At 61.2% G+C, this 19,443-nt stretch carries 22 protein-coding genes; 13 read left to right on the top strand and 9 right to left on the bottom strand.

Annotated elements, in window-relative coordinates:
* Positions 1-157: 157 nt before the first annotated feature.
* From FGKAn22_RS12310 to FGKAn22_RS12370, 13 genes are all read left to right on the top strand, one after another.
* Entirely contained in the window at positions 158-745 is a 588-nt protein-coding gene (locus tag FGKAn22_RS12310) for a phosphoheptose isomerase (RefSeq protein ID WP_212785928.1), read from the top strand.
* 2 nt (positions 746-747) lie between these two features.
* Positions 748-1,314 carry a BON domain-containing protein gene (locus FGKAn22_RS12315; RefSeq protein ID WP_212785929.1) on the top strand — a complete coding sequence of 189 codons (567 nt, stop codon included), beginning with the start codon at positions 748-750 and terminating at the stop codon, positions 1,312-1,314.
* Positions 1,314-1,799: a D-glycero-beta-D-manno-heptose 1-phosphate adenylyltransferase gene (gene rfaE2 / locus FGKAn22_RS12320; RefSeq protein ID WP_212785930.1), complete on the top strand. Its 486-nt coding sequence runs from the start codon at positions 1,314-1,316 to the stop codon at positions 1,797-1,799. Before FGKAn22_RS12315 ends, rfaE2 begins: the two co-directional genes overlap by 1 nt.
* Positions 1,796-2,158 carry a gamma-butyrobetaine hydroxylase family protein gene (locus tag FGKAn22_RS12325; protein WP_212785931.1) on the top strand — a complete coding sequence of 121 codons (363 nt, stop codon included), beginning with the start codon at positions 1,796-1,798 and terminating at the stop codon, positions 2,156-2,158. Before rfaE2 ends, FGKAn22_RS12325 begins: the two co-directional genes overlap by 4 nt.
* A 91-nt stretch (positions 2,159-2,249) precedes the next feature.
* Positions 2,250-2,981, top strand: coding sequence for a bifunctional demethylmenaquinone methyltransferase/2-methoxy-6-polyprenyl-1,4-benzoquinol methylase UbiE (ubiE, locus tag FGKAn22_RS12330; protein ID WP_212785932.1), 732 nt, complete (start codon positions 2,250-2,252; stop codon positions 2,979-2,981).
* Between the two features lie 186 nt (positions 2,982-3,167).
* Positions 3,168-3,509, top strand: coding sequence for a zinc ribbon domain-containing protein YjdM (locus FGKAn22_RS12335; RefSeq protein WP_212785933.1), 342 nt, complete (start codon positions 3,168-3,170; stop codon positions 3,507-3,509).
* Positions 3,510-3,520: 11 nt separating this feature from the next.
* Positions 3,521-3,718, top strand: coding sequence for a hypothetical protein (locus FGKAn22_RS12340; RefSeq protein WP_212785934.1), 198 nt, complete (start codon positions 3,521-3,523; stop codon positions 3,716-3,718).
* Positions 3,715-4,545, top strand: a complete 831-nt coding sequence (locus FGKAn22_RS12345) for an alkaline phosphatase family protein (protein ID WP_212785935.1) — start codon at positions 3,715-3,717, stop codon at positions 4,543-4,545. Before FGKAn22_RS12340 ends, FGKAn22_RS12345 begins: the two co-directional genes overlap by 4 nt.
* Positions 4,546-4,567: 22 nt before the next feature.
* Positions 4,568-5,173 (top strand): RluA family pseudouridine synthase, encoded by a 606-nt coding sequence (locus FGKAn22_RS12350; RefSeq protein ID WP_212785936.1) that lies wholly within the window; start codon positions 4,568-4,570, stop codon positions 5,171-5,173.
* A 53-nt stretch (positions 5,174-5,226) separates the two neighbouring features.
* The gene (locus tag FGKAn22_RS12355; RefSeq protein ID WP_212785937.1) at positions 5,227-6,072 is read left to right on the top strand and encodes a Tim44 domain-containing protein; all 846 of its coding nucleotides are present in this window, start codon (positions 5,227-5,229) and stop codon (positions 6,070-6,072) included.
* A gap of 10 nt (positions 6,073-6,082) precedes the next feature.
* Positions 6,083-6,655, top strand: coding sequence for a ubiquinone biosynthesis accessory factor UbiJ (locus tag FGKAn22_RS12360; RefSeq protein ID WP_212785938.1), 573 nt, complete (start codon positions 6,083-6,085; stop codon positions 6,653-6,655).
* A 3-nt stretch (positions 6,656-6,658) separates the two neighbouring features.
* On the top strand, positions 6,659-8,182 hold the full coding sequence (gene ubiB / locus FGKAn22_RS12365; RefSeq protein ID WP_212785939.1) for a ubiquinone biosynthesis regulatory protein kinase UbiB: 1,524 nt from the start codon (positions 6,659-6,661) through the stop codon (positions 8,180-8,182).
* Positions 8,183-8,240: 58 nt separating this feature from the next.
* Positions 8,241-9,539, top strand: a complete 1,299-nt coding sequence (locus tag FGKAn22_RS12370) for a tetratricopeptide repeat protein (RefSeq protein ID WP_212785940.1) — start codon at positions 8,241-8,243, stop codon at positions 9,537-9,539.
* Positions 9,540-9,608: 69 nt separating this feature from the next.
* On the opposite strand, the gene FGKAn22_RS12375 is transcribed toward FGKAn22_RS12370, so the two are convergent.
* The 9 genes from FGKAn22_RS12375 to FGKAn22_RS12415 all read right to left on the bottom strand — a co-directional run bounded on the left by FGKAn22_RS12375 (position 9,609) and on the right by FGKAn22_RS12415 (position 19,409).
* A complete protein-coding gene (locus FGKAn22_RS12375) occupies positions 9,609-10,373 on the bottom strand; it encodes a ParA family protein (protein WP_212785941.1) in 765 nt (254 codons plus the stop codon).
* A gap of 330 nt (positions 10,374-10,703) precedes the next feature.
* The gene (gene glmS / locus FGKAn22_RS12380; protein WP_212785942.1) at positions 10,704-12,539 is read right to left on the bottom strand and encodes a glutamine--fructose-6-phosphate transaminase (isomerizing); all 1,836 of its coding nucleotides are present in this window, start codon (positions 12,537-12,539) and stop codon (positions 10,704-10,706) included.
* 3 nt (positions 12,540-12,542) lie between these two features.
* Positions 12,543-13,910: a bifunctional UDP-N-acetylglucosamine diphosphorylase/glucosamine-1-phosphate N-acetyltransferase GlmU gene (glmU, locus tag FGKAn22_RS12385; RefSeq protein WP_212785943.1), complete on the bottom strand. Its 1,368-nt coding sequence runs from the start codon at positions 13,908-13,910 to the stop codon at positions 12,543-12,545.
* A 148-nt stretch (positions 13,911-14,058) separates the two neighbouring features.
* Positions 14,059-14,487, bottom strand: coding sequence for a F0F1 ATP synthase subunit epsilon (locus FGKAn22_RS12390; protein ID WP_212785944.1), 429 nt, complete (start codon positions 14,485-14,487; stop codon positions 14,059-14,061).
* Between the two features lie 12 nt (positions 14,488-14,499).
* On the bottom strand, positions 14,500-15,900 hold the full coding sequence (gene atpD, locus FGKAn22_RS12395) for a F0F1 ATP synthase subunit beta (RefSeq protein WP_212785945.1): 1,401 nt from the start codon (positions 15,898-15,900) through the stop codon (positions 14,500-14,502).
* A 47-nt stretch (positions 15,901-15,947) separates the two neighbouring features.
* Complete coding sequence (atpG, locus tag FGKAn22_RS12400) at positions 15,948-16,814, bottom strand: F0F1 ATP synthase subunit gamma (protein WP_212785946.1); 867 nt, start codon at positions 16,812-16,814, stop codon at positions 15,948-15,950.
* A gap of 14 nt (positions 16,815-16,828) precedes the next feature.
* Entirely contained in the window at positions 16,829-18,370 is a 1,542-nt protein-coding gene (gene atpA / locus FGKAn22_RS12405) for a F0F1 ATP synthase subunit alpha (RefSeq protein ID WP_212785947.1), read from the bottom strand.
* 29 nt (positions 18,371-18,399) lie between these two features.
* Positions 18,400-18,933, bottom strand: coding sequence for a F0F1 ATP synthase subunit delta (locus FGKAn22_RS12410; protein ID WP_212785948.1), 534 nt, complete (start codon positions 18,931-18,933; stop codon positions 18,400-18,402).
* 5 nt (positions 18,934-18,938) lie between these two features.
* Entirely contained in the window at positions 18,939-19,409 is a 471-nt protein-coding gene (locus tag FGKAn22_RS12415) for a F0F1 ATP synthase subunit B (RefSeq protein WP_212785949.1), read from the bottom strand.
* Between the last annotated feature and the right edge of the window lie 34 nt (positions 19,410-19,443).

Genomic DNA, 19,443 nt, shown 5'->3' on the forward strand with positions numbered 1-19,443 from the left:
GGTTAATATTCGCGCTCATTACAAATTGCGGGCGTCTAAAATCCATTTTGCGGGATGAAGCGCAAGGAGCCGCGCAGCAAATGACGAGGCATATCTCAAAGATAGACGAGGAATGAGCGAGCACGCGACACCGCGATTCGCCCGGAAAATGGATTTTATGGATATCAGCAAACGCATCATCAAGCACTTCAAGGACAGCGCCGAACTCAAGCTCAAGGTCAAGGACGAACTGGCGCAACCCATCGCAGAGGGTGCGCAACTGTTCTTCGACTGCGTCGCCAATGACGGCAAGATCCTGTGTTGCGGCAACGGCGGCTCGGCGGCCGATGCGCAGCATTTCGCAGCGGAGCTGCTGAACCGTTTCGAGAAGGAGCGCCCCGGCTTGGCCGCGGTCGCGCTGACCACCGACAGTTCGGTGCTCACCTCCATCGCCAACGACTACGACTTCAACCAGGTGTACTCCAAGCAAGTGCGCGCGCTCGGCCTGCCCGGCGACAGTTTGCTGGCGATCTCCACCAGCGGAAATTCGCCCAACGTGGTCGCCGCGATCCACGCCGCGCACGAGCGCAACATGCGCGTGGTCGCCCTGACCGGGCGCGACGGCGGAGAGATGGCGCGCGCGCTGCACGCCAACGACGTGTTGATCTGCGTGGATGCGAAGAGCACCGCGCGCATCCAGGAAGTCCATTTGCTTGCCCTGCATTGCCTTTGCGATGTGATCGATTACTTATTGTTAGGAGAATGAGGATGCGGATTGTTTCCCTGTTGTTGCTGACGCTGCTGGCGGGTTCGCTGCAAGGCTGCTTTCCCGTGGTCGCCGCCGGAGTCGGCGCGGGCGTGATGATGGCCCAGGACAGGCGCACCAGTGGCGCCTACGTCGAGGACGAGGCGATCGAGACCAAGGCATTCGACCGCATCGGCAAGATCTACAAGGACAAAGTGCACGTGAACGTCACCAGCTTCAACCGCAACGTCCTGATCAGCGGCGAAGTGCCGAGCGAAACGGTGAAGGCCGAGATCGGCAAGCTGGTCGCGGGTATCGAGAACGTGCGCAACGTCAACAACGAACTGGCGGTCTCCGGCGTCAGCTCGCTAACCTCGCGCAGCAGCGACAGCCTGGTCACCTCGGACGTGAAGCTGCGTTTCGTACAGGACAAGCGCTTCAATGCCGACCACGTCAAGGTCATCACCGAAAACGGCACGGTGTTCCTGATGGGCATCGTCAAGCACGCCGAAGCCGATGCCGCCACCGAAGTCGCCAGCACCACCGGCGGCGTGCAGCGCGTGGTGCGCCTGTTCGAATACCTCGATTGATGTATCCAGGTCCCGCCTTCGAACATAAGCTCTGCCGGCCCGAGAACTTCGCCGAGCGGGCCGCGCTGCTGCCGCGTCCGCTGGTGTTCACCAACGGCTGCTTCGACGTGCTGCACCGCGGCCACGTCACCTACCTCGCGCAGGCGCGCGCGCTTGGCGCCGCACTGATCGTCGGCGTCAACAGCGACGCTTCGGTGAAGCGACAGGGCAAGGGCGGCGACCGCCCGATCAACCCGCAGGACGACCGCATGGAAGTGCTTGCCGCGCTGGAGTCGGTCAGTCTGGTCGTGACATTCGACGAGGACACACCGCTGAACCTCATCCTCGCCTGCAAACCCGATGTGCTGGTTAAGGGCGGCGACTGGAAGCCGGAGAACATCGTCGGCAGCAAGGAAGTGCTGGCTTGGGACGGCCAGGTGCACAGCATCCCGTTCCTGCATGAACGCTCGACAACATCTTTGCTGAAGAAGATACGCTCGCTATGACCGCCACTCCGACCGAAATCACCCTGCACCAGAAGTCGAAGACGCTGGAAGTCGCGTTCGACGATGGCGCACGCTACACGCTGCCGGCCGAATTCCTGCGCGTGTATTCGCCCTCCGCCGAAGTGCGCGGCCACGGCGAAGGACAGGAAGTGCTGCAGGTCGGCAAGCGCAACGTCGGCATCAGCGGCATCGAGCCAGTCGGCCAATACGCGATCAAGATCACGTTCGACGACGGCCACGATTCGGGGCTGTATTCCTGGGACTACCTGTACGGCCTCGGGCGCGACCAGGAGATACTCTGGCAGAATTACCTGAGCCGTCTGGAAAAAGCGGACGCATCGCGCGAACCGGCAAGATAAAAACACCGTTCGTGGCGAGGTATCGAACCACGAACACCCGAATTCACTGGGGCTTCGTACCTCAGCCCGAATGGATCAATGGAGCAAAAAAATGGCAGAAACCCACTTCGGTTTTGAAACCGTAGACGAAAAAGACAAGGCCAAGCGCGTCGCGGGCGTATTCACTTCCGTCGCGAGCAAATACGACATCATGAACGACCTGATGTCGGTCGGCCTGCACCGCATCTGGAAGCGCTTCGCGATCAGCGTCAGCGGGGTGCGCACCGGGCAGCGAGTGCTCGACGTGGCGGGCGGCTCGGCCGACCTCTCGCGCCTGTTCCTCAAGGAAGTCGGCCCAAGCGGCCAAGTCGTGCTCACCGACATCAACAACGCCATGCTGCGCGTGGGCCGAGACCGCCTGCTCGACGAGGGCATCGCCACTCCCACCACGCAATGCGACGCCGAGCACCTTCCCTTCCCTGACAACTACTTCGACTGCGTCAGCATCGCCTTCGGCCTGCGCAACGTCACCCACAAGGACGCCGCGCTGCGCGAGATGAAGCGCGTACTCAAGCCGGGGGGCCGCGTCATCGTGCTGGAATTCTCCAAGGTCGCCAAGCCGCTGGAAAAGGTCTACGACCTGTATTCGTTCAAGCTGCTGCCGAAGATGGGCCAGCTCATCGCCGGGGATGCCGACAGTTACCGCTACCTCGCCGAATCCATCCGCATGCATCCGGGACAGGAAGAGCTGAAACAGATGATGATCGACGCCGGCCTGGAGCGCGTCGAATACTTCAACATGACGGGCGGCGTGGTGGCGGTACATCGGGGATATAAACTGTAATGCCATAATTGCTCACCTCGAAGGAGGTGCAATTGACGCTACGCAACTCTCTACGAAGCAAGCCTCGCGAGAAATTAACCCAGTGACGCGATACCCATTGAAATTATCATCGGGTATCGAAACTCTTTACCCTCCCCACTGTCTTTTCCAGAATTTTCACCATTACTAATAATCACAGGAGTCACCATGAGCGGTTTGCCAAAATGTCCTAAATGCGGTTCCGAATTCACCTACGAAGACGGCAGCAACTACGTCTGCCCCGAGTGCGCGCACGAGTGGTCCAAGGACGCGCCCGCCGAGGCCGGCGAGCAGGCGAAGGTGTTTAAGGACGCCTTCGGCAACGTGCTGGTAGACGGCGACACCGTTACGGTGATCAAGGACCTGAAGATCAAGGGTTCGTCTTCCGTCGTGAAGGTGGGCACCAAGGTGAAGAACATCCGCCTGATCGATGGCGATCACGACATCGACTGCAAGATCGACGGCATCGGCGCGATGCAGCTGAAGACCGAGTTCGTGAAGAAGGCTTAACGGATTAGAAGATGAGCGGCTGGGGTTGTCCGCACGAAGTCGGCGGCAAGTGCCAGAAGGTGCTGAACAAGCCGTGCGACATCGGCATGAAAGGTTGCGTGCTGTCCGGGCGTTTCCGTTTCGCGGACGACAGCAAGAACCGTCCGAAGAAGCCGCCGGCAGACGGCGATGCCGCGCCCGATGTCAGTAAGGAGAACCCTTCCGAATGAGAATGTTCGCCCTGTTCGCCTTGCTGTTCGCGCCACTGGCTACAAGTGCGGTTGCCGATCCGCTGCCGCGCCCCGATCACGTCGTCATTGTGGTGATGGAGAACAAGGCGTACTCGCAGATCATCGAGAACCTCGATGCGCCTTACATCAATGAGCTCGCCCGGGGCGGCGTGTTGTTCACCGAGTCGTACGGCGTCACGCATCCCAGCCAGCCCAATTACCTCGCGCTGTTCTCCGGCTCCACGCGCGGCATCGGCAGCAATGCCTGCCCGCTGGAGCTGCAGGGCGACAACCTCGCCGGTGTGTTGCTCGCCAAGGGATTGAGCTTCATCAGCTATGCCGAGTCCATGCCGGAAGCGGGGTTCGATGGCTGCATCCATGGCGCATACTGGCGCAAACACAACCCGGCGGCGAACTGGAAGGAGCTGGCCGCATACAACCAGCCGTTCAGCGCATTTCCGCAGGACTACTCGCAATTGCCGGCCGTCGCACTGGTGGTGCCCGACCAGCGGCACGACATGCACGATGGCAGTATCGCCGAGGGGGACGCCTGGCTGGCGCAGAACATCAGGCCATATGCGCAATGGGCGATGACGCACAACAGCCTGCTGATCGTGACGTGGGACGAGGACAACGGCTGGAATGGCAATCGCGTCGCCACCATCTTCGTTGGCGCGATGGTCAAACCCGGCACGTCCGCACGGCGCATCGACCATTACACCGTGCTGCGCACGATATCCGGGATGTATGGCCTGCCATATCTCGGCGAAAGTGCGCGTGCAAAGCCGATCGCAGGCATCTGGCGCGCATCCGCCAAGAAACCCTGACACAAAGCTCAAGCCCAAAAGGATGTTGATACACCTCGACGAAGCGCTGCTGGTGGCGAATAAACCCGCCGGGCTGCTGGCCGTGCCCGGGCGTGGTGAGGACAAGCAGGATTGCCTGTCCGCACGCATCCAGAAGGAATTCCCCGACGCGCTCATCGTGCATCGGCTGGACATGGCGACTTCCGGCCTGATCCTGTTCGCGCGCGGCGCAAAGATGCAGCGCGAGCTTTCATTGCTGTTCCAGGATCGCCTGGTCTCAAAACGCTACGTGGCGGTGGTGGCCGGACGGGTGGAACAGGAAGCCGGCGAGATAGACCTTCCGCTGATCTGCGACTGGCCCAACCGGCCGTTGCAGAAGGTCGACCACGATCTGGGGAAGCCCTCGCTTACGCGGTATCGATTGCTAAACCACGACAATGACACTACGCGAATCGAACTCGAACCCGTCACCGGCCGCACGCATCAGTTGCGCATACACATGGCGGCCATCGGCCATCCGATCCTGGGCGATGTATTTTACGGCGACGCTGCCAGCGCCCCGCGCCTGTTGCTGCACGCCTGTTCGCTGGACTTTGTGCACCCACTCAGCGGAGAGCAGTTGTCTCTGGCGAGCGAAGCTCCGTTTTAGGCAGCCGATGCTATACTTCCAGCCGTTTTGTTTTTAACCCCTAGAGGAATCGCATGAAACGCTTTTTGACCTTGTTGACCATTGCCCTGACCTGTTTGTCCCTGTTCGCCGCGACGGCCGAGGCCAAGCGCTTCGGCGGCGGTGGCAGCGTCGGCAAACAACGTTCGATGGCTCCGCAACAGGCACAGCAGGCACCTGCCGCAGCTCCCGCACCGGTTCAGGGCGCGACCCCGCCGAAGCAGGGCAACAAGTGGCTCGGCCCTCTGGCCGGTCTGGCCGCCGGCGTGGGTCTGGCTGCGCTGCTCTCCCATTTCGGGCTGGGCGAAGGCATGGGCATGATCCTGATGATCGTGCTCGCCGTGGTGGCGGTGATGTTCCTGGTTTCGATGCTGCGCAAGAAGCAGCAACCCGCGATGCAATACGCCGGTGCAGGCGCGCCTTACGGCGGCACACAACAACCCGCAACGCAACCGTTGAGCGGCGGCGCAGACACTCCGGCAGCAGCGGCAACCGGCAACATCCCCGCCGATTTCCCGGTCGAGAGTTTCCTGCGCGGCGCGAAGACCACCTTCATCCGTCTGCAGGCCGCGAACGACCGCAAAGACCTGAACGACATCCGCGAATACACCACACCGGAGATGTTCGCCGAGATCTCGATGCAGATGCAGGAACGCGGCGACGCGGCCCAGAAGACCGACGTGGTCGCCATCGACACCGTCCTGCTGGAAGTGGCGAACGAAGGCACTCAAGCCATCGCCAGCGTGCGCATGACCGGCCAGCTGCGCGAGAATAACGGCGCGCCGGAAAGCTTTGACGAGATCTGGCACGTGCAGAAGAACCTGGCCGACGACAAGTCGGTGTGGCTGCTCGCCGGCATCCAGCAAACCACCCTGCACTAACCACTGAGCCATGTTCGCCCAGCCGTCCGCCGCCGCGCTGAACCACCTGCTCCAGCAGAATAACTGGGCGCAGCAGCGGCTGGTGCGCTTCGCGGGCCGGACGGCACGCTTCGACATCGCGCCGTTCTCCTTCGCTTACACCATCCTTCCAGACGGCATGCTGCAAAGCGCCGGTGCCACGACCAGCGCGGATGCGGTGTGCATGATTCCGCCCACCCTGCTGCCGCGCCTCGCGCTGCACGACGAGAAGGCGCATGCCGAGGTCCGCACCGAGGGCGATGCCGCACTGCTCACGGAGATCTTCTTCCTGTCGCGCAACCTGCGCTGGGATGCGGCTGAAGACCTGAGCCGCGTCACCGGCGACATCGCCGCCGAGCGCATCGTGCAGACCGTGCAGCACAAGCGGCAGCAGTTACGCGATGCAGCGCTGAACCTGTCGCAGGCCGCGGCGGAATACTGGACGGAAGAACGCCCGCTGCTGGCCAAGCCGCGCGATATCGCCGATTTCGTGCAGCAAGTGGATCGGCTGCGCGACGACATCGCCCGCCTGGAACAGCGCATTCGCAACCTTACTACCCGCTAAACAATGCGCCTGCTTCGTCTGCTCAAGATCATTTTCGTCGTGCTGCGCTTCAGCCTGGACGAGTTCCTGCTCGCCCACGAGCGGACACGCTGGATGCACGGCCTGCTCAAATTCACGCTGTTCTTCCGCAACACGTCGCAGCCCCGCGCGGTGCGCCTGCGCCTCGCGCTGGAAGCCCTCGGCCCGATCTTCGTCAAATTCGGCCAGATGCTGTCCACGCGGCGCGACCTGATGCCCGCCGACCTCGCCGACGAACTGGCCAAACTGCAGGACCAGGTGCCGCCCTTCCCTTCCGCGCGGGCGGTCGCCATGCTGGAAGCGACTTACGGCAAACCGCTGCGCGAGGTGTTCAAGAGCTTCGAGGAAACGCCGGTCGCCAGCGCTTCGGTGGCGCAGGTGCACTTCGCGGTGCTGCCTGACGGCCGCGACGCGGCGGTGAAGATCCTGCGGCCCGGCATTTCCAGCGTGATCGAGCACGACCTCGCGCTGCTCGACATCTGCGCCGACCTGGTCGAACGGCTGTGGGCCGACGGCCGCCGACTCAAGCCGCACGAGGTGGTGGGCGAGTTCGAGAAGTCCCTGCGCGACGAACTCGATCTGATGCGCGAGGCTTCCAGCGCGAGCCAACTCAAGCGCAACTTCGCCAATTCGCCGCTGCTGATGGTGCCCGAGGTTTATTGGGATTTCTGCACCAGCGAGGTGATGGTGATGCAGCGTATGTACGGCACCCCGATCAGCCAGGTAAGCGCGCTGCGCGAAGCGGGCATCGACCTTTCCAGGCTGGCAGAGAACGGTGTGGAGACCTTCTATACGCAGGTGTTCCGCGACGGCTTCTTCCATGCCGACATGCATCCCGGCAACATCATGGTCGCGCCGGACGGCCGCTACATCGCGCTGGACTTCGGCATCATGGGCACGCTGACCGACACCGACAAGCATTACCTCGCTCAGAACTTCATCGCCTTCTTCCGCCGCGACTACAAGCGCGTTGCCGAGATCCACATCGAGTCGGGCTGGGCACCCGCGAACACACGCGTGGACGAACTGGAAGCGGCAGTCCGTTCGGTGTGCGAACCTATCTTCGACCGGCCGCTGCGCGAAGTCTCTTTCGGCCGCGTGCTGCTGCGCCTGTTCCAGATCTCGCGCCGCTTCGGCATCGAAGTGCAACCGCAACTGGTGTTGCTGCAAAAGACGCTGCTCAATATCGAAGGGCTGGGCCTGCAGCTCGACCCGGAGCTGGACCTGTGGAAGACCGCCAAGCCCTGGCTGGAGCGCTGGATGAACGAGCAGGTCGGCTGGCGCGGCTTCCTCAAGGCGCTGCGCGCCGAAGCGCCGAACTATGCCGCCATCCTGCCGCAGTTGCCGCGACTGCTGCACCGCCGCCTGACGCACGACAATGCCGCTCGCAGCGACGAAACACTGCGCAAGATTCTGGTACAGCAGCAGCGTTATAACGTCCTGCTGGCTTTGATCGCCCTGCTGGTCGCAGGGTTGTTCGCATGGGAGGTTGTTCGTACTGCGCTGTAGCGTTTTTTGAGTGTAGAATTTATTCAGCCTGCAATGGCTTATCCGAGGAGAATAAGAAATGAAGAACCACGCAATGTTTCCTGTAATGGCTTGCTGTCTGGCTTTGTCTTTCGCCTATCCCGCCATTGCTCAACCCCAGAACCCTACCCCCCTTACCCTGAACGAACTCGTCAAGCAAGAAGAGGCTGTGCGCCTGGCGCGCAAGGCTGTAGTCGATGCCGAGCGCGCTCACGGCGTGAACCACGTCAAGGTCGCCGACCAACTCGACAAGCTGGCGCAAGTCTACGAGAAGCAGGGCAAATACGCCGCAGCTGAACCGTTCTACAAACGTGCACTGAAGATCCGCGAGGCCAGCCTGGGCGAGAACCATCTTGCCGTCGGAGACACGCTCAACAACCTGGGCAACCTGTATTTCGAACAGGAGAAATACGCCGCAGCCGAACCGGTGTTCAAGCGCGCACTGGCCATCGAGGAGAAAGCCTATGGCGCCAACAGTCTCAAGCTGGTCGCCCCGCTGTCCCGTCTCGCCGAATTGCAGGAAGCGCAACGCCAGTTCGCCGCAGCCATCCAGCTGCACCAGCGTGCGCTGGCGATCCGCGAAAAGGCGCTGGGCACCAGTCATCGCGACCTGGACAGTTCGCTGATGAGCCTGGCACACCTGCATAAGGAACTCGGCCAGTATGCGGAAGCGGAGTCGCTGATCGAGCGTGCACTGGCGATCCGCGAGAAGACCTTCGGCGGCAACAGCAGCGCGGTGAAGATCGCCCTGTTCAATCTGGCACAGGTATATCAGGCAGAGGGCCGCAACAGCGATGCCGAGCGCCTGCTCGAACGCGCGCTGGCGATCAGCCAGAAGAGCGGCGGCGACCAGCCCGATGCGCTGGCCCCGATCTTCCAATTGGCGGAACTCTATGAATCGCAGCACCGTTATCCCGCCGCCGAGGACATGCACAAGCGCGCCCTGGCGCTGGCTGAAAAACTCTATGGCCCGGACAGTCCGGAGGCCGCGGAGATCATGGAAAACATGGTCGAGCTGCACAAGACCCAGGGCAAGTACGTTGAAGCGTTGCCGATGGCCCAGCGTGTACTGACCATCGAGGAAAAAGCCTATGGGCCGAACCATGCCGAGATCGCCAAGGCGTTAACCGGCCTCGCGATGGTGCAAATGGAGCTGGGTCAACTGACCGAGGCAGAAAAAGGACTGAATCGCGCCCTGACAATCGAGGAAGGCAACCATAGTCCCAACGCAGCCACCGTGCTCGACACCCTGTCCGACCTGTACAAGAAGCAAGGCAAGGCCGAGCAGTCCGCCCAGGCGGCAGCACGAGCCAGGCAGATCCGCAGCACCTGGCACTAACTTTTTTCTCATGCCGCAAACAACAAACCCGCCTTTCGGCGGGTTTGTGCTTTTCTGGGACCTATTCGATCAGGAGAAGAAACCGCTCTCCCAAAGTTCCTGCACCAAGGCGCGATAGTCCGCCGCGCCCGGACTGTGCGGCGCGAACTCGAACACGTCCTTGCCGTGCATCGGGCTGGCCGCCAGCGCGACGGTCTCGCCGATGCGGGTCTTGCACAAGAGCGCGCCATAGCGAACCCTGAGCTTCTCGTATATCTCGAAGGCCATCTTGCGCCGCGAATCGAAACGGGTGACGACGATGCGCCGCTCGAACTTGCGTTTAAGCTTGTTCTCCAGCGCGTTGAGCGCGCTGTCCAGCCGGTGCACCCCTTGCAGCGAAAGATAGTCCGCCGAGACCGGGATCAGCACACGGTCGGTCGCCAACAGGGCGTTCAGCGTCAACACGCCTAACATCGGACAGCAATCGATCATGATGGGCGCGCCCGTAAGCGACAAGTCCTCGCGCAGCCCCTGCCGCAAAAGCGTTGCCGCCTTGGGATCGCTGCCGAACAAGGCATCGATCTTGGCCAATTCCAGCGAAGCGGGAATGATCTGCCAGCCGCCGGGAGTCTCCTGCAGCAGGTTGGAAAGCGGAATCTTGTGCTTGAAGAACGATGCCATGCCGGCATCCGCCACGACCGCGGGCGTCCCGCTTGCCAGGGTCAGGTGGCCTTGCGGGTCGAGGTCGAGCGCAATGGGATTGCGCTGCGCCAGATTCAGCGCAGCGGTCACATTCAGGCAGGTGGTCGTCTTGCCCACCCCGCCTTTTTGATTGAATACGGCGATTACCGCCATGTTGCTGTGGTCTCCAATATATCCGGGACGTCGCAAGGAGTAAGCGCGCCCACGTTTCCTATGTTCCCTAATATGCCAGAGTCGCGCCCAGAGAATGCCGCGAATAACGGCGGAATATTCCCCTTCCTCGGTCGTTTGGCGAATCCTGACCGGCTCCCCGGTCGCGGAGTTAGTCTGCCCCGGAGGCTTGCGGTTCCGCCCCATTAGCTGAAAAACCCGCGTTGCGGCACCAAGTTATCCACCGTGCCGGATTTGGCGAGGTTTCTTGGTTTGTGGCTCCGGCCACCCTGCGCAGGTTAAGCCCGCGCCGTAAACCGCGCGCAAAGCCCGTTACTCAACAGTGACGGACTTTGCAAGATTGCGCGGCTTGTCCACATCCGTGCCCTTTAGGAGGGCGGTGTGGTAGGCCAGCAGCTGAACCGGGATCGAATGCAGGATGGGCGACAACAAGCCGACGTGGCGCGGGGTGCGGATGACGTGCACACCTTCGCTTTCACCGAAGTGGCTGTCGAGGTCGGCGAACACATAGACCTGGCCGCCGCGAGCGCGCACTTCCTGCATGTTGGACTTCACCTTCTCCAGCAGGGCGTCGTTCGGTGCGATCACCACCACCGGCATGTTCTCGTCTACCAGCGCCAGCGGGCCGTGCTTGAGCTCGCCCGCCGGGTACGCCTCGGCGTGGATATAGGAGATCTCCTTCAGCTTGAGCGCGCCTTCCAGCGCGATTGGGTAATGGATGCCGCGGCCGAGGAACAGCGCATGCTGCTTGTTCGCGAAAGCCTTGGCCCATTCGCGTATCTGCGGTTCGAGGTTGAGCGCATGCTGCACGCTGGCGGGTATCTGGCGCAGCGCTTCCAGCATCTCGTGCTCCTGTGCTTGCGACAGCACGCCGCGCTGCTTCGCCAGCGTCGCGGTGAGGATGAACAGCGCGACCAGCTGGGTTGTGAAGGCCTTGGTCGAGGCGACGCCGATCTCGGCTCCGGCTCGGGTATAGAACACCAGTTTCGAGGCACGCGGGATAGCGCTCTCCTGCACGTTGCAGATCGACAGCGTCTGCGTCTGCCCGAGTGACTTGGCATGCTTCAGCGCCTCCATCGTGTCCAGCGTCTCGCCGGACTGCGAAATGGTGACGATCAACTGGCGCGGGTTGGGCACCGAAACGCGGTAGCGGTACTCGCTGGCGATCTCCACCGAGGTCGGCAGCCCGGCGATGCTCTCCAGCCAGTATTTCGCGGTCAGTCCGGCGTAATAGCTGGTGCCCGCGGCAAGGATGAGGATAGAGTCGATGTCGCGGAAGGTCCCGGCAGCTTCATCGCCGAACAGCTCGACGTCGAAACCATTGCTGTCGATCACCGCCTCGATGCTGTCGGTCAGCGCGCGCGGCTGCTCGTGGATCTCTTTCTGCATGAAGTGGCTGTACGGTCCCAGCTCCAGCGAGGCCAGCGACACGTCGCTGACGTGTACCGGCCGTTCGATGCGCTGGCCGTTGCGGTCGAGCAGTGTAACGCCCGCGCGGGTGAGTTCGGCACTGTCGCCGTCTTCCAGGTAGATCACCCGGCGCGTCGCAGACAGCAGCGCCGACACATCGGAGGCAATGAAGTTTTCGCCTTCGCCCAGGCCGACCAGCAGCGGGCAACCCATGCGCGCGCAGACCAGGCGATCCGGCGCCTGACGGCTGACGACGGCGATTGCATAAGCGCCAGTCAGTTCGGCGGTCGCCTGCCGCGTCGCGGCGAACAAATCCCCGCCCTGCTGGAAATAGTGATGAATCAGGTGCGCGATGACTTCTGTATCAGTCTGCGACTCGAACAGGTAGCCGAGCTGCTTCAGGCGGGTGCGCTGCTCGTCGTGGTTCTCGATGATACCGTTGTGTACCACGGCAATGTCGCCGCCGGAAACATGCGGGTGGGCGTTGAACTCGGTAACGCCGCCGTGGGTCGCCCAGCGCGTATGGCCGATGCCGATATTGCCCGCGAGCCCTTCGCGGTCGGCGCGGCCCTGCATCTCGGCGACGCGCCCCACGGCGCGCACGCGCCGGATTTCGTTTTCCCCGCCAATCACGGCGATGCCGGCCGAATCATAGCCGCGGTATTCCAGCCGGCTCAGCCCCTCGACCAGCAAGGGGACGACGTTATTGTTGGCGATGGCGCCTACGATTCCACACATGATCTATTCCTGTTTTTTCTTGACCGGACGTTGCCATCCGGCGATGGACAATTGCTTGCTGCGCGACAGGGTCAGTCCGCCTTGCGGCGTGTCTTTGGTGATGGTCGAGCCTGCGCCTATGGTCGCGCCCTTGCCCACTGTCACGGGTGCGACCAGTTGCGTATCGGAACCGATGAAGGCATCGTCCTCGATGATTGTGCGGAATTTGTTCGCGCCGTCGTAATTGCAGGTGATGGTGCCCGCACCGATATTGACCCGGCTACCCACGGTGCTGTCGCCGATATAGCTGAGGTGGTTGGCCTTGCTCTTTGCGGCGATCTCGCTGTTCTTCACCTCGACGAAGTTGCCGATGTGCACCTCGTCTGCCAGTTTGCTGCCGGGACGCAGACGCGCATAAGGACCGATGTGGCAGTTGGCGCCGACTTCACTGCTGTCGATGTGGCTGTAGGGGGCGATGTCCGTTCCCGATGCGACAGTGGCATTGCGGATGACGCTGTAGGCTCCTACTCGAACCCTGTCACCCAGCGTCACATTCCCTTCGAAAATACAGCCGACATCAATCTCGACATCGCGCCCGCAGGTCAGTTTACCGCGCACGTCGATGCGTGCAGGATCGGCCAGCGTAACCCCCTGAGCGAGCAGTCGCGTTGCTTCGACCTGCTGCCAGGCACGCTCCAGCGCGGCCAGCTGCGTCTTGCTGTTGATGCCCTCGACTTCCCAGCGATGCGCCGGCTGTACGGTATGCACCGGGATGCCGTGCTGCACCGCCATGGCGACGATGTCGGTGAGGTAGTACTCGCCCTGCGCATTGTTGTTCTGCAGTTGCGCCAGCCATTCGCGCAGTTTCTGTGTCGGCGCGAGCAGGATGCCGGTATTCACTTCCCTGATCTCACGCTCTTCTACCGAGGCGTCCTTTTCCTCGATGATGCCCAGCACATCACCTTGCGCGTCGCGCACGATGCGGCCGTAACCGGTCGGGTTCTCCAGATGCACCGTTAGCAGCACCAAGCCTTTGCCCGCCTGCATCATCTGGTGCAGCGTGCTTGGCTGGATCAACGGCACGTCGCCGTACAACACCATCGTACGGGTACCATCTGTGACGTGTGGCATGGCCTGCTGAACAGCGTGCCCGGTGCCGAGTTGCGGTTCCTGAATGACGAACTGCGCCGCGTATCGGCGCATGGCCTGAGGCACCGCATCGCCGCCGTGCCCATACACCACGCACACTTGCTGCGGCTGCAATGACTCTGCGCAATCCAGCACATGCTGCACCAGCGGTTTGCCGGCGAGCGCATGCAGTACCTTGGGTTTGTCGGAATACATGCGCGTGCCTTTGCCGGCAGCGAGGATGACGATATTCAACGAGCTCATATTCTGCTTTCGGAAGATGGCGGATTATAGCCCATCCGCGTGCTGCGCCTCACGCCGCCGCGTGCATACCTTGCGCTGCCGATAGAACGAGCGGGCAACAAAAAAGCAGCCGAAGCTGCTTTCTTGTTTGCATCGTTGCCGACGCCGATCAGTGCGAACCCTGCTTGCGCAGTTGCTGGATCGCACGCAACTGCGCAATGGCTTCGGCCAGCTCGGCTTGAGCCTGAGCGTAGTCGATGTCGGAGGTGCGATTCTTCATTGCCTCTTCCGCCGCCTGCTTGGCTTCCAGTGCACGTGCTTCGTCCAGATCGCCACCGCGGATCGCGGTGTCGGCCAGAACGGTTACCACGTTGGGTTGCACTTCGAGCATGCCGCCGGAGACGTAGATCAGCTCTTCCTGCTCCTGGTCGGGACGCTTGATCCTGACCGAGCCGGGCTTGATGCGGGTCATCAGCGCAGTGTGACGCGGATAGATGCCCAGTTCGCCCATCTCGCCCGGAACAACGACGACTTCGGCGAGACCGGAGAATATCTGCTCCTCCGCGCTAACGACGTCCACATGTACGGTCATTGCCATGGCGTTCACCTTTTATTGGAGAGTCTTGGCTTTTTCAACTGCTTCTTCGATGCTGCCCACCATGTAGAACGCTTGTTCCGGCAGGTGATCGTATTCGCCGTTGACGATGCCCTTGAAGCCCTTGATGGTGTCCTTCAGGGTCACGTACTTGCCAGGAGCGCCAGTGAACACTTCGGCCACGTGGAACGGCTGGGACAGGAAGCGCTGGATCTTACGAGCGCGCGCAACAGCCAGCTTGTCTTCCGGTGCCAGTTCGTCCATACCCAGAATGGCGATGATGTCGCGCAGTTCCTTGTAGCGTTGCAGAGTTTGCTGCACGCCACGCGCCACGCTGTAGTGCTCTTCGCCCACGACCAGCGGATCCAGCTGGCGGGAAGTGGAATCCAGCGGGTCGACCGCGGGGTAGATACCCAGCGAAGCGATGTCGCGGCTCAGCACCACGGTGGAGTCCAGGTGCAAGAAGGTTGTTGCAGGAGACGGGTCGGTCAAGTCATCCGCAGGAACGTACACGGCCTGGATGGAGGTAATGGAACCCACCTTGGTCGAGGTGATACGCTCTTGCAGGCGGCCCATTTCTTCTGCCAGTGTCGGTTGGTAACCCACGGCGGAAGGCATACGGCCCAGCAGCGCGGACACTTCGGTACCGGCCAGGGTGTAACGGTAGATGTTGTCCACGAAGAACAGGATGTCGCGGCCTTCGTCACGGAACTTCTCGGCCATGGTCAGGCCGGTCAGCGCCACGCGCAGACGGTTGCCGGGCGGCTCGTTCATCTGACCGAACACCATGGAAACCTTGTCCAGAACGTTGGAGTCCTTCATTTCGTGGTAGAAGTCGTTACCTTCACGGGTACGCTCACCCACACCGGCGAACACGGACAGACCGCTGTGCTGCTTCGCGATGTTGTTGATGAGTTCCATCATGTTCACGGTCTTGCCCACACCGGCGCCGCCGAACAGGCCGACCTTACCGCCCTTGGCGAACGGGCAAACCAGGTCGATCACCTTGATGCCGGTTTCCAGCAGGTCAACGGAAGGAGACAGTTCGTCGAACTTCGGTGCCTTCTGGTGAATTTCGCGCTTTTCGTCGCACTTGATCTCGCCTGCGTCGTCGATTGGGCGACCCAGCACGTCCATGATGCGGCCCAGCGTGCCGGTGCCGACAGGAACCGAGATCGCGCCGCCGGTAGCGTTGACCGCCATGCCGCGGCGCAGACCGTCGGAAGAGCCCATGGCGATGGTACGTACCACGCCGTCACCCAGCTGTTGTTGAACTTCGAACGTCAGGCCTGCTTCGGCAGTGGAAGAACCTGCGTCGGCCAGCTTCAGGGCTTCATAAACCCTGGGCATTTGATCACGCGGAAATTCGATGTCAACCACCGCGCCGATACACTGAACAATCTTTCCTTGACTCATTTTAAGATTCCCCGTCTAAATTAATTCTTAATCACTGCCGCAGGCCATCAACCGACTGCTGCTGCGCCGCCCACGATCTCGGAAATTTCCTTCGTGATCGCTGCCTGACGCGCTTTGTTGTAAACCAGCTTGAGCTCGCCGATGACGTTCTTCGCGTTGTCGGAAGCGGCTTTCATCGCAACCATACGCGCGCTCTGCTCGGACGCCATGTTCTCGACGACCGCCTGGTAAACCAGGGACTCGATGTAGCGCACCAGCAACTCATCGATCACCACCTTGGCATCCGGCTCGTAGATGTAGTCCCAGCTGCCTTCTGCGGTTCCCAGTTGCTCGCCGGTCAGCGGCAGCAATTGCTCGACAACCGGCTCCTGCTTCATGGTATTGATGAAGTGGTTGTAGCTCAGGTAGATCGCATCGATCTCGCCGGCCACGTAGGCATCCAGCATCACCTTGACGGCGCCGATCAGCTTTTCGATGTGCGGCGTGTCGCCCAGTCCGGTCAGATGAGACTTGACCTTGGCACCAACGCGGTTCATGAAACCGAAACCCTTGTTGCCGATCGGACAAACGGCGATGCCCTTGCCTTCGCCCTCCCAGCCCTTCATCTTGTTCACGGCCAGACGCAGCACGTTGGTGTTCAGACCGCCGCACAAACCCTTGTCGGACGTGACGACGATCAGGCCGACGTTCTTGATGTTCTCGCGCTTCGCCAGGAACGAGTGACGGTATTCCGGGTTGGCGCGGGACAAGTGGGCTGCGACGTTGCGGATCTTCTCGGCATACGGGCGCGCAGCACGCATGCGCTCCTGCGCCTTGCGCATCTTCGCTGCGGCTACCATTTCCATCGCACGAGTGATCTTGCGCGTATTTTCTACGCTCTTGATCTTCGTGCGGATCTCTTTACTGCCTGCCATGGTTTAGCTCCCGCTTAGTAAACTGCAGTTGCCTTGAATTCCTCGATGGCCGCGGACAACAGTTTTTCGTTGTCGCCAGACAGGTCCTTGCTGGACTCGATGGCATCCATCAGAGCCTTGTGCTTGGACTTCAGGTTCGCGTGCATCGCGGATTCGAATGCCAGAACCTTGTTCACGGCCACGTCGTCGAAGTAACCCTTGTTCACGGCGAACAGCGTAGCTGCCATATCGGAAACGGACAGCGGAGCGTATTGCAGCTGCTTCATCAGCTCGGTCACCAGGCGGCCGCGCTCCAGCTGCTTGCGGGTCGCTTCGTCCAGATCGGAAGCGAACTGCGCGAACGCTGCCAGTTCACGGTACTGAGCCAATGCCAGACGCACACCGCCACCCAGCTTCTTGATGACCTTGGTCTGAGCTGCACCACCCACGCGGGACACCGAGATACCGGCGTTGATCGCGGGACGGATACCGGCGTTGAACAAGTCGGTTTCCAGGAAGATCTGGCCGTCGGTGATGGAGATCACGTTGGTCGGAACGAATGCGGACACGTCGCCGGCCTGGGTTTCGATGATCGGCAATGCGGTCAGCGAACCGGTCTTGCCCTTGACTTCGCCCTTGGTGAAGGCTTCGACGTAGTCGGCGTTCACGCGAGCTGCGCGCTCCAGCAAACGGGAGTGCAGGTAGAACACGTCGCCGGGGTAAGCTTCGCGGCCGGGCGGACGGCGCAGCAGCAGGGAGATCTGGCGATATGCCCAGGCTTGCTTGGTCAGGTCGTCGTACACGATCAGCGCGTCTTCGCCGCGATCGCGGAAGTATTCACCCATGGTGCAGCCGGCATACGGTGCCAGGAACTGCATCGCTGCGGAATCGGATGCGGAAGCGGCAACCACGATGGTGTATTCCAGCGCGCCGTGCTCTTCCAGCTTGCGTACTACGTTGGCGATAGTCGAAGCCTTCTGGCCGACAGCCACGTAGATACAGGTCATGTTCTGACCCTTCTGATTGATGATCGCATCCACTGCAACGGCGGTCTTACCGGTCTGACGGTCGCCGATGATCAGTTCGCGCTGGCCGCGGCCGACGGGAACCATGGAGTCGATGGACTTCAGGCCAGTTTGCACAGGCTGGTCAACAGACTTACGTGCGATAACGCCCGGCGCGACCTTTTCGATCTTGTCGGTCATCTTGGCATTGATCGGGCCCTTGCCGTCGATGGGCTGACCCAGCGCGTTCACCACGCGACCGCGCAGCTCGGGGCCGACCGGCACTTCCAGGATGCGGCCTGTGCACTTGACGGTGTCGCCTTCGGTGATGTGTTCATACTCGCCCAGCACCACTGCGCCGACGGAGTCGCGCTCGAGGTTCAGCGCCAGACCGAAGGTGTTGCCCGGGAATTCCAACATTTCCCCTTGCATCACGTCGGACAGGCCGTGCACGCGAACGATACCGTCGGTCACGCTGACTACCGTGCCTTCTGTACGGGCTTGGGTCAGCGCTTCGAAGTTCTCGATGCGGCTGCGGATCAAATTGCTAATTTCAGAAGGATTGAGCTTCATCTGGATTTCCTTATCTTGATAATTCTTTATCAGGCCAGGGCGTTCGCCATTTCGCCAAGACGGGTGCGTGCAGAACCATCGATCACCTTGTCCCCGGCACGAATCACCACGCCGCCCAGCAATTCTTTATTGACTTTACAGACCAGCTTGACTTCGCGACCCATGCGCTTTTTCAGCGAACTGACGATCTTGTCCTGTTGTGCAGCCGACAATTCGAATGCCGAATCCACCACCACATTGACGGTCTTTTCCGCTTCCGCCCGCAGAACCTCGTAGATCCCGGCGATTTCCGGCAGGATCAACAGGCGCTGGTTATCCACCAGTACGCGGATGAAATTGCGCTGCTGGGGTTTGGCTTCGCCGCCCATCAGGGCGTCCATCAGACCTTCGACTTGCGCCTTGGCAACGCGCGGACTGGTAACAACGGCGCGAACTTCCGGATTCCCGATCGCCTCGGCCAGAGATACCAACATCTCGGACCAACCCTTCAGGTCTCCCAGTTTTTGCGCCTCCTCGAACGCCGCCTGGGCGTAGGGTCGTGCAGTGGTAAGAGCTTCAGACATGGCGTTTAGATTTCCGCAACAAGTTTATCGAGCAGGTCGTTGTGAGCCTTAGCATCGATCTCGCGACCGAGGATCTTGCCTGCGCCAGCCAGAGCGATTGCCGACACTTGAGTGCGCAGCTGCTCCTTGGCACGGAACACTTCCTGATCGATCTCAGCCTTGGCACCCGCGATGATGCGGTCGCCTTCGACCTTGGCTTGAGTCTTCGCGGCTTCGACGATCTCGCTTGCGCGCTTTTCACCGTTTGCCACGATTTCGCCCGCCTTTTCCTTCGCTTCGCGCAGGATCTCTGCGGAACGCTTGGCAGCCAGCTCGAGGTCGTGCTTGGCACGCTCGGCATCAGCCAAGCCGTCGGCGATCTGCTTCTTGCGCGCATCCAGAGCTGCCACGATCGGCGTCCAGACGAACTTCATGCAGAACCACACGAACAGCGCGAACATGATCAGCTGGGCGAGAAGAGTTGCATTGATATTCATGCAAGCTACCTTTCTTGAATTATGCGTTGTCGCT

The sequence above is a fragment of the Ferrigenium kumadai genome (genome assembly GCF_018324385.1).
In the GTDB taxonomy this organism is placed as follows: domain Bacteria; phylum Pseudomonadota; class Gammaproteobacteria; order Burkholderiales; family Gallionellaceae; genus Gallionella; species Gallionella kumadai.

Excerpts from the sequence above, each read along its gene's own strand:
- FGKAn22_RS12310 (WP_212785928.1), top strand. The coding sequence starts at position 158 with ATGGATATCAGCAAACGCATCATCAAGCACTTCAAGGACAGCGCCGAA.
- FGKAn22_RS12315 (WP_212785929.1), top strand. The coding sequence starts at position 748 with ATGCGGATTGTTTCCCTGTTGTTGCTGACGCTGCTGGCGGGTTCGCTG.
- rfaE2 (WP_212785930.1), top strand. The coding sequence starts at position 1,314 with ATGTATCCAGGTCCCGCCTTCGAACATAAGCTCTGCCGGCCCGAGAAC.
- FGKAn22_RS12325 (WP_212785931.1), top strand. The coding sequence starts at position 1,796 with ATGACCGCCACTCCGACCGAAATCACCCTGCACCAGAAGTCGAAGACG.
- ubiE (WP_212785932.1), top strand. The coding sequence starts at position 2,250 with ATGGCAGAAACCCACTTCGGTTTTGAAACCGTAGACGAAAAAGACAAG.
- FGKAn22_RS12335 (WP_212785933.1), top strand. The coding sequence starts at position 3,168 with ATGAGCGGTTTGCCAAAATGTCCTAAATGCGGTTCCGAATTCACCTAC.
- FGKAn22_RS12340 (WP_212785934.1), top strand. The coding sequence starts at position 3,521 with ATGAGCGGCTGGGGTTGTCCGCACGAAGTCGGCGGCAAGTGCCAGAAG.
- FGKAn22_RS12345 (WP_212785935.1), top strand. The coding sequence starts at position 3,715 with ATGAGAATGTTCGCCCTGTTCGCCTTGCTGTTCGCGCCACTGGCTACA.
- FGKAn22_RS12350 (WP_212785936.1), top strand. The coding sequence starts at position 4,568 with ATGTTGATACACCTCGACGAAGCGCTGCTGGTGGCGAATAAACCCGCC.
- FGKAn22_RS12355 (WP_212785937.1), top strand. The coding sequence starts at position 5,227 with ATGAAACGCTTTTTGACCTTGTTGACCATTGCCCTGACCTGTTTGTCC.
- FGKAn22_RS12360 (WP_212785938.1), top strand. The coding sequence starts at position 6,083 with ATGTTCGCCCAGCCGTCCGCCGCCGCGCTGAACCACCTGCTCCAGCAG.
- ubiB (WP_212785939.1), top strand. The coding sequence starts at position 6,659 with ATGCGCCTGCTTCGTCTGCTCAAGATCATTTTCGTCGTGCTGCGCTTC.
- FGKAn22_RS12370 (WP_212785940.1), top strand. The coding sequence starts at position 8,241 with ATGAAGAACCACGCAATGTTTCCTGTAATGGCTTGCTGTCTGGCTTTG.
- FGKAn22_RS12375 (WP_212785941.1), bottom strand. The coding sequence starts at position 10,373 with ATGGCGGTAATCGCCGTATTCAATCAAAAAGGCGGGGTGGGCAAGACG.
- glmS (WP_212785942.1), bottom strand. The coding sequence starts at position 12,539 with ATGTGTGGAATCGTAGGCGCCATCGCCAACAATAACGTCGTCCCCTTG.
- glmU (WP_212785943.1), bottom strand. The coding sequence starts at position 13,910 with ATGAGCTCGTTGAATATCGTCATCCTCGCTGCCGGCAAAGGCACGCGC.
- FGKAn22_RS12390 (WP_212785944.1), bottom strand. The coding sequence starts at position 14,487 with ATGGCAATGACCGTACATGTGGACGTCGTTAGCGCGGAGGAGCAGATA.
- atpD (WP_212785945.1), bottom strand. The coding sequence starts at position 15,900 with ATGAGTCAAGGAAAGATTGTTCAGTGTATCGGCGCGGTGGTTGACATC.
- atpG (WP_212785946.1), bottom strand. The coding sequence starts at position 16,814 with ATGGCAGGCAGTAAAGAGATCCGCACGAAGATCAAGAGCGTAGAAAAT.
- atpA (WP_212785947.1), bottom strand. The coding sequence starts at position 18,370 with ATGAAGCTCAATCCTTCTGAAATTAGCAATTTGATCCGCAGCCGCATC.
- FGKAn22_RS12410 (WP_212785948.1), bottom strand. The coding sequence starts at position 18,933 with ATGTCTGAAGCTCTTACCACTGCACGACCCTACGCCCAGGCGGCGTTC.
- FGKAn22_RS12415 (WP_212785949.1), bottom strand. The coding sequence starts at position 19,409 with ATGAATATCAATGCAACTCTTCTCGCCCAGCTGATCATGTTCGCGCTG.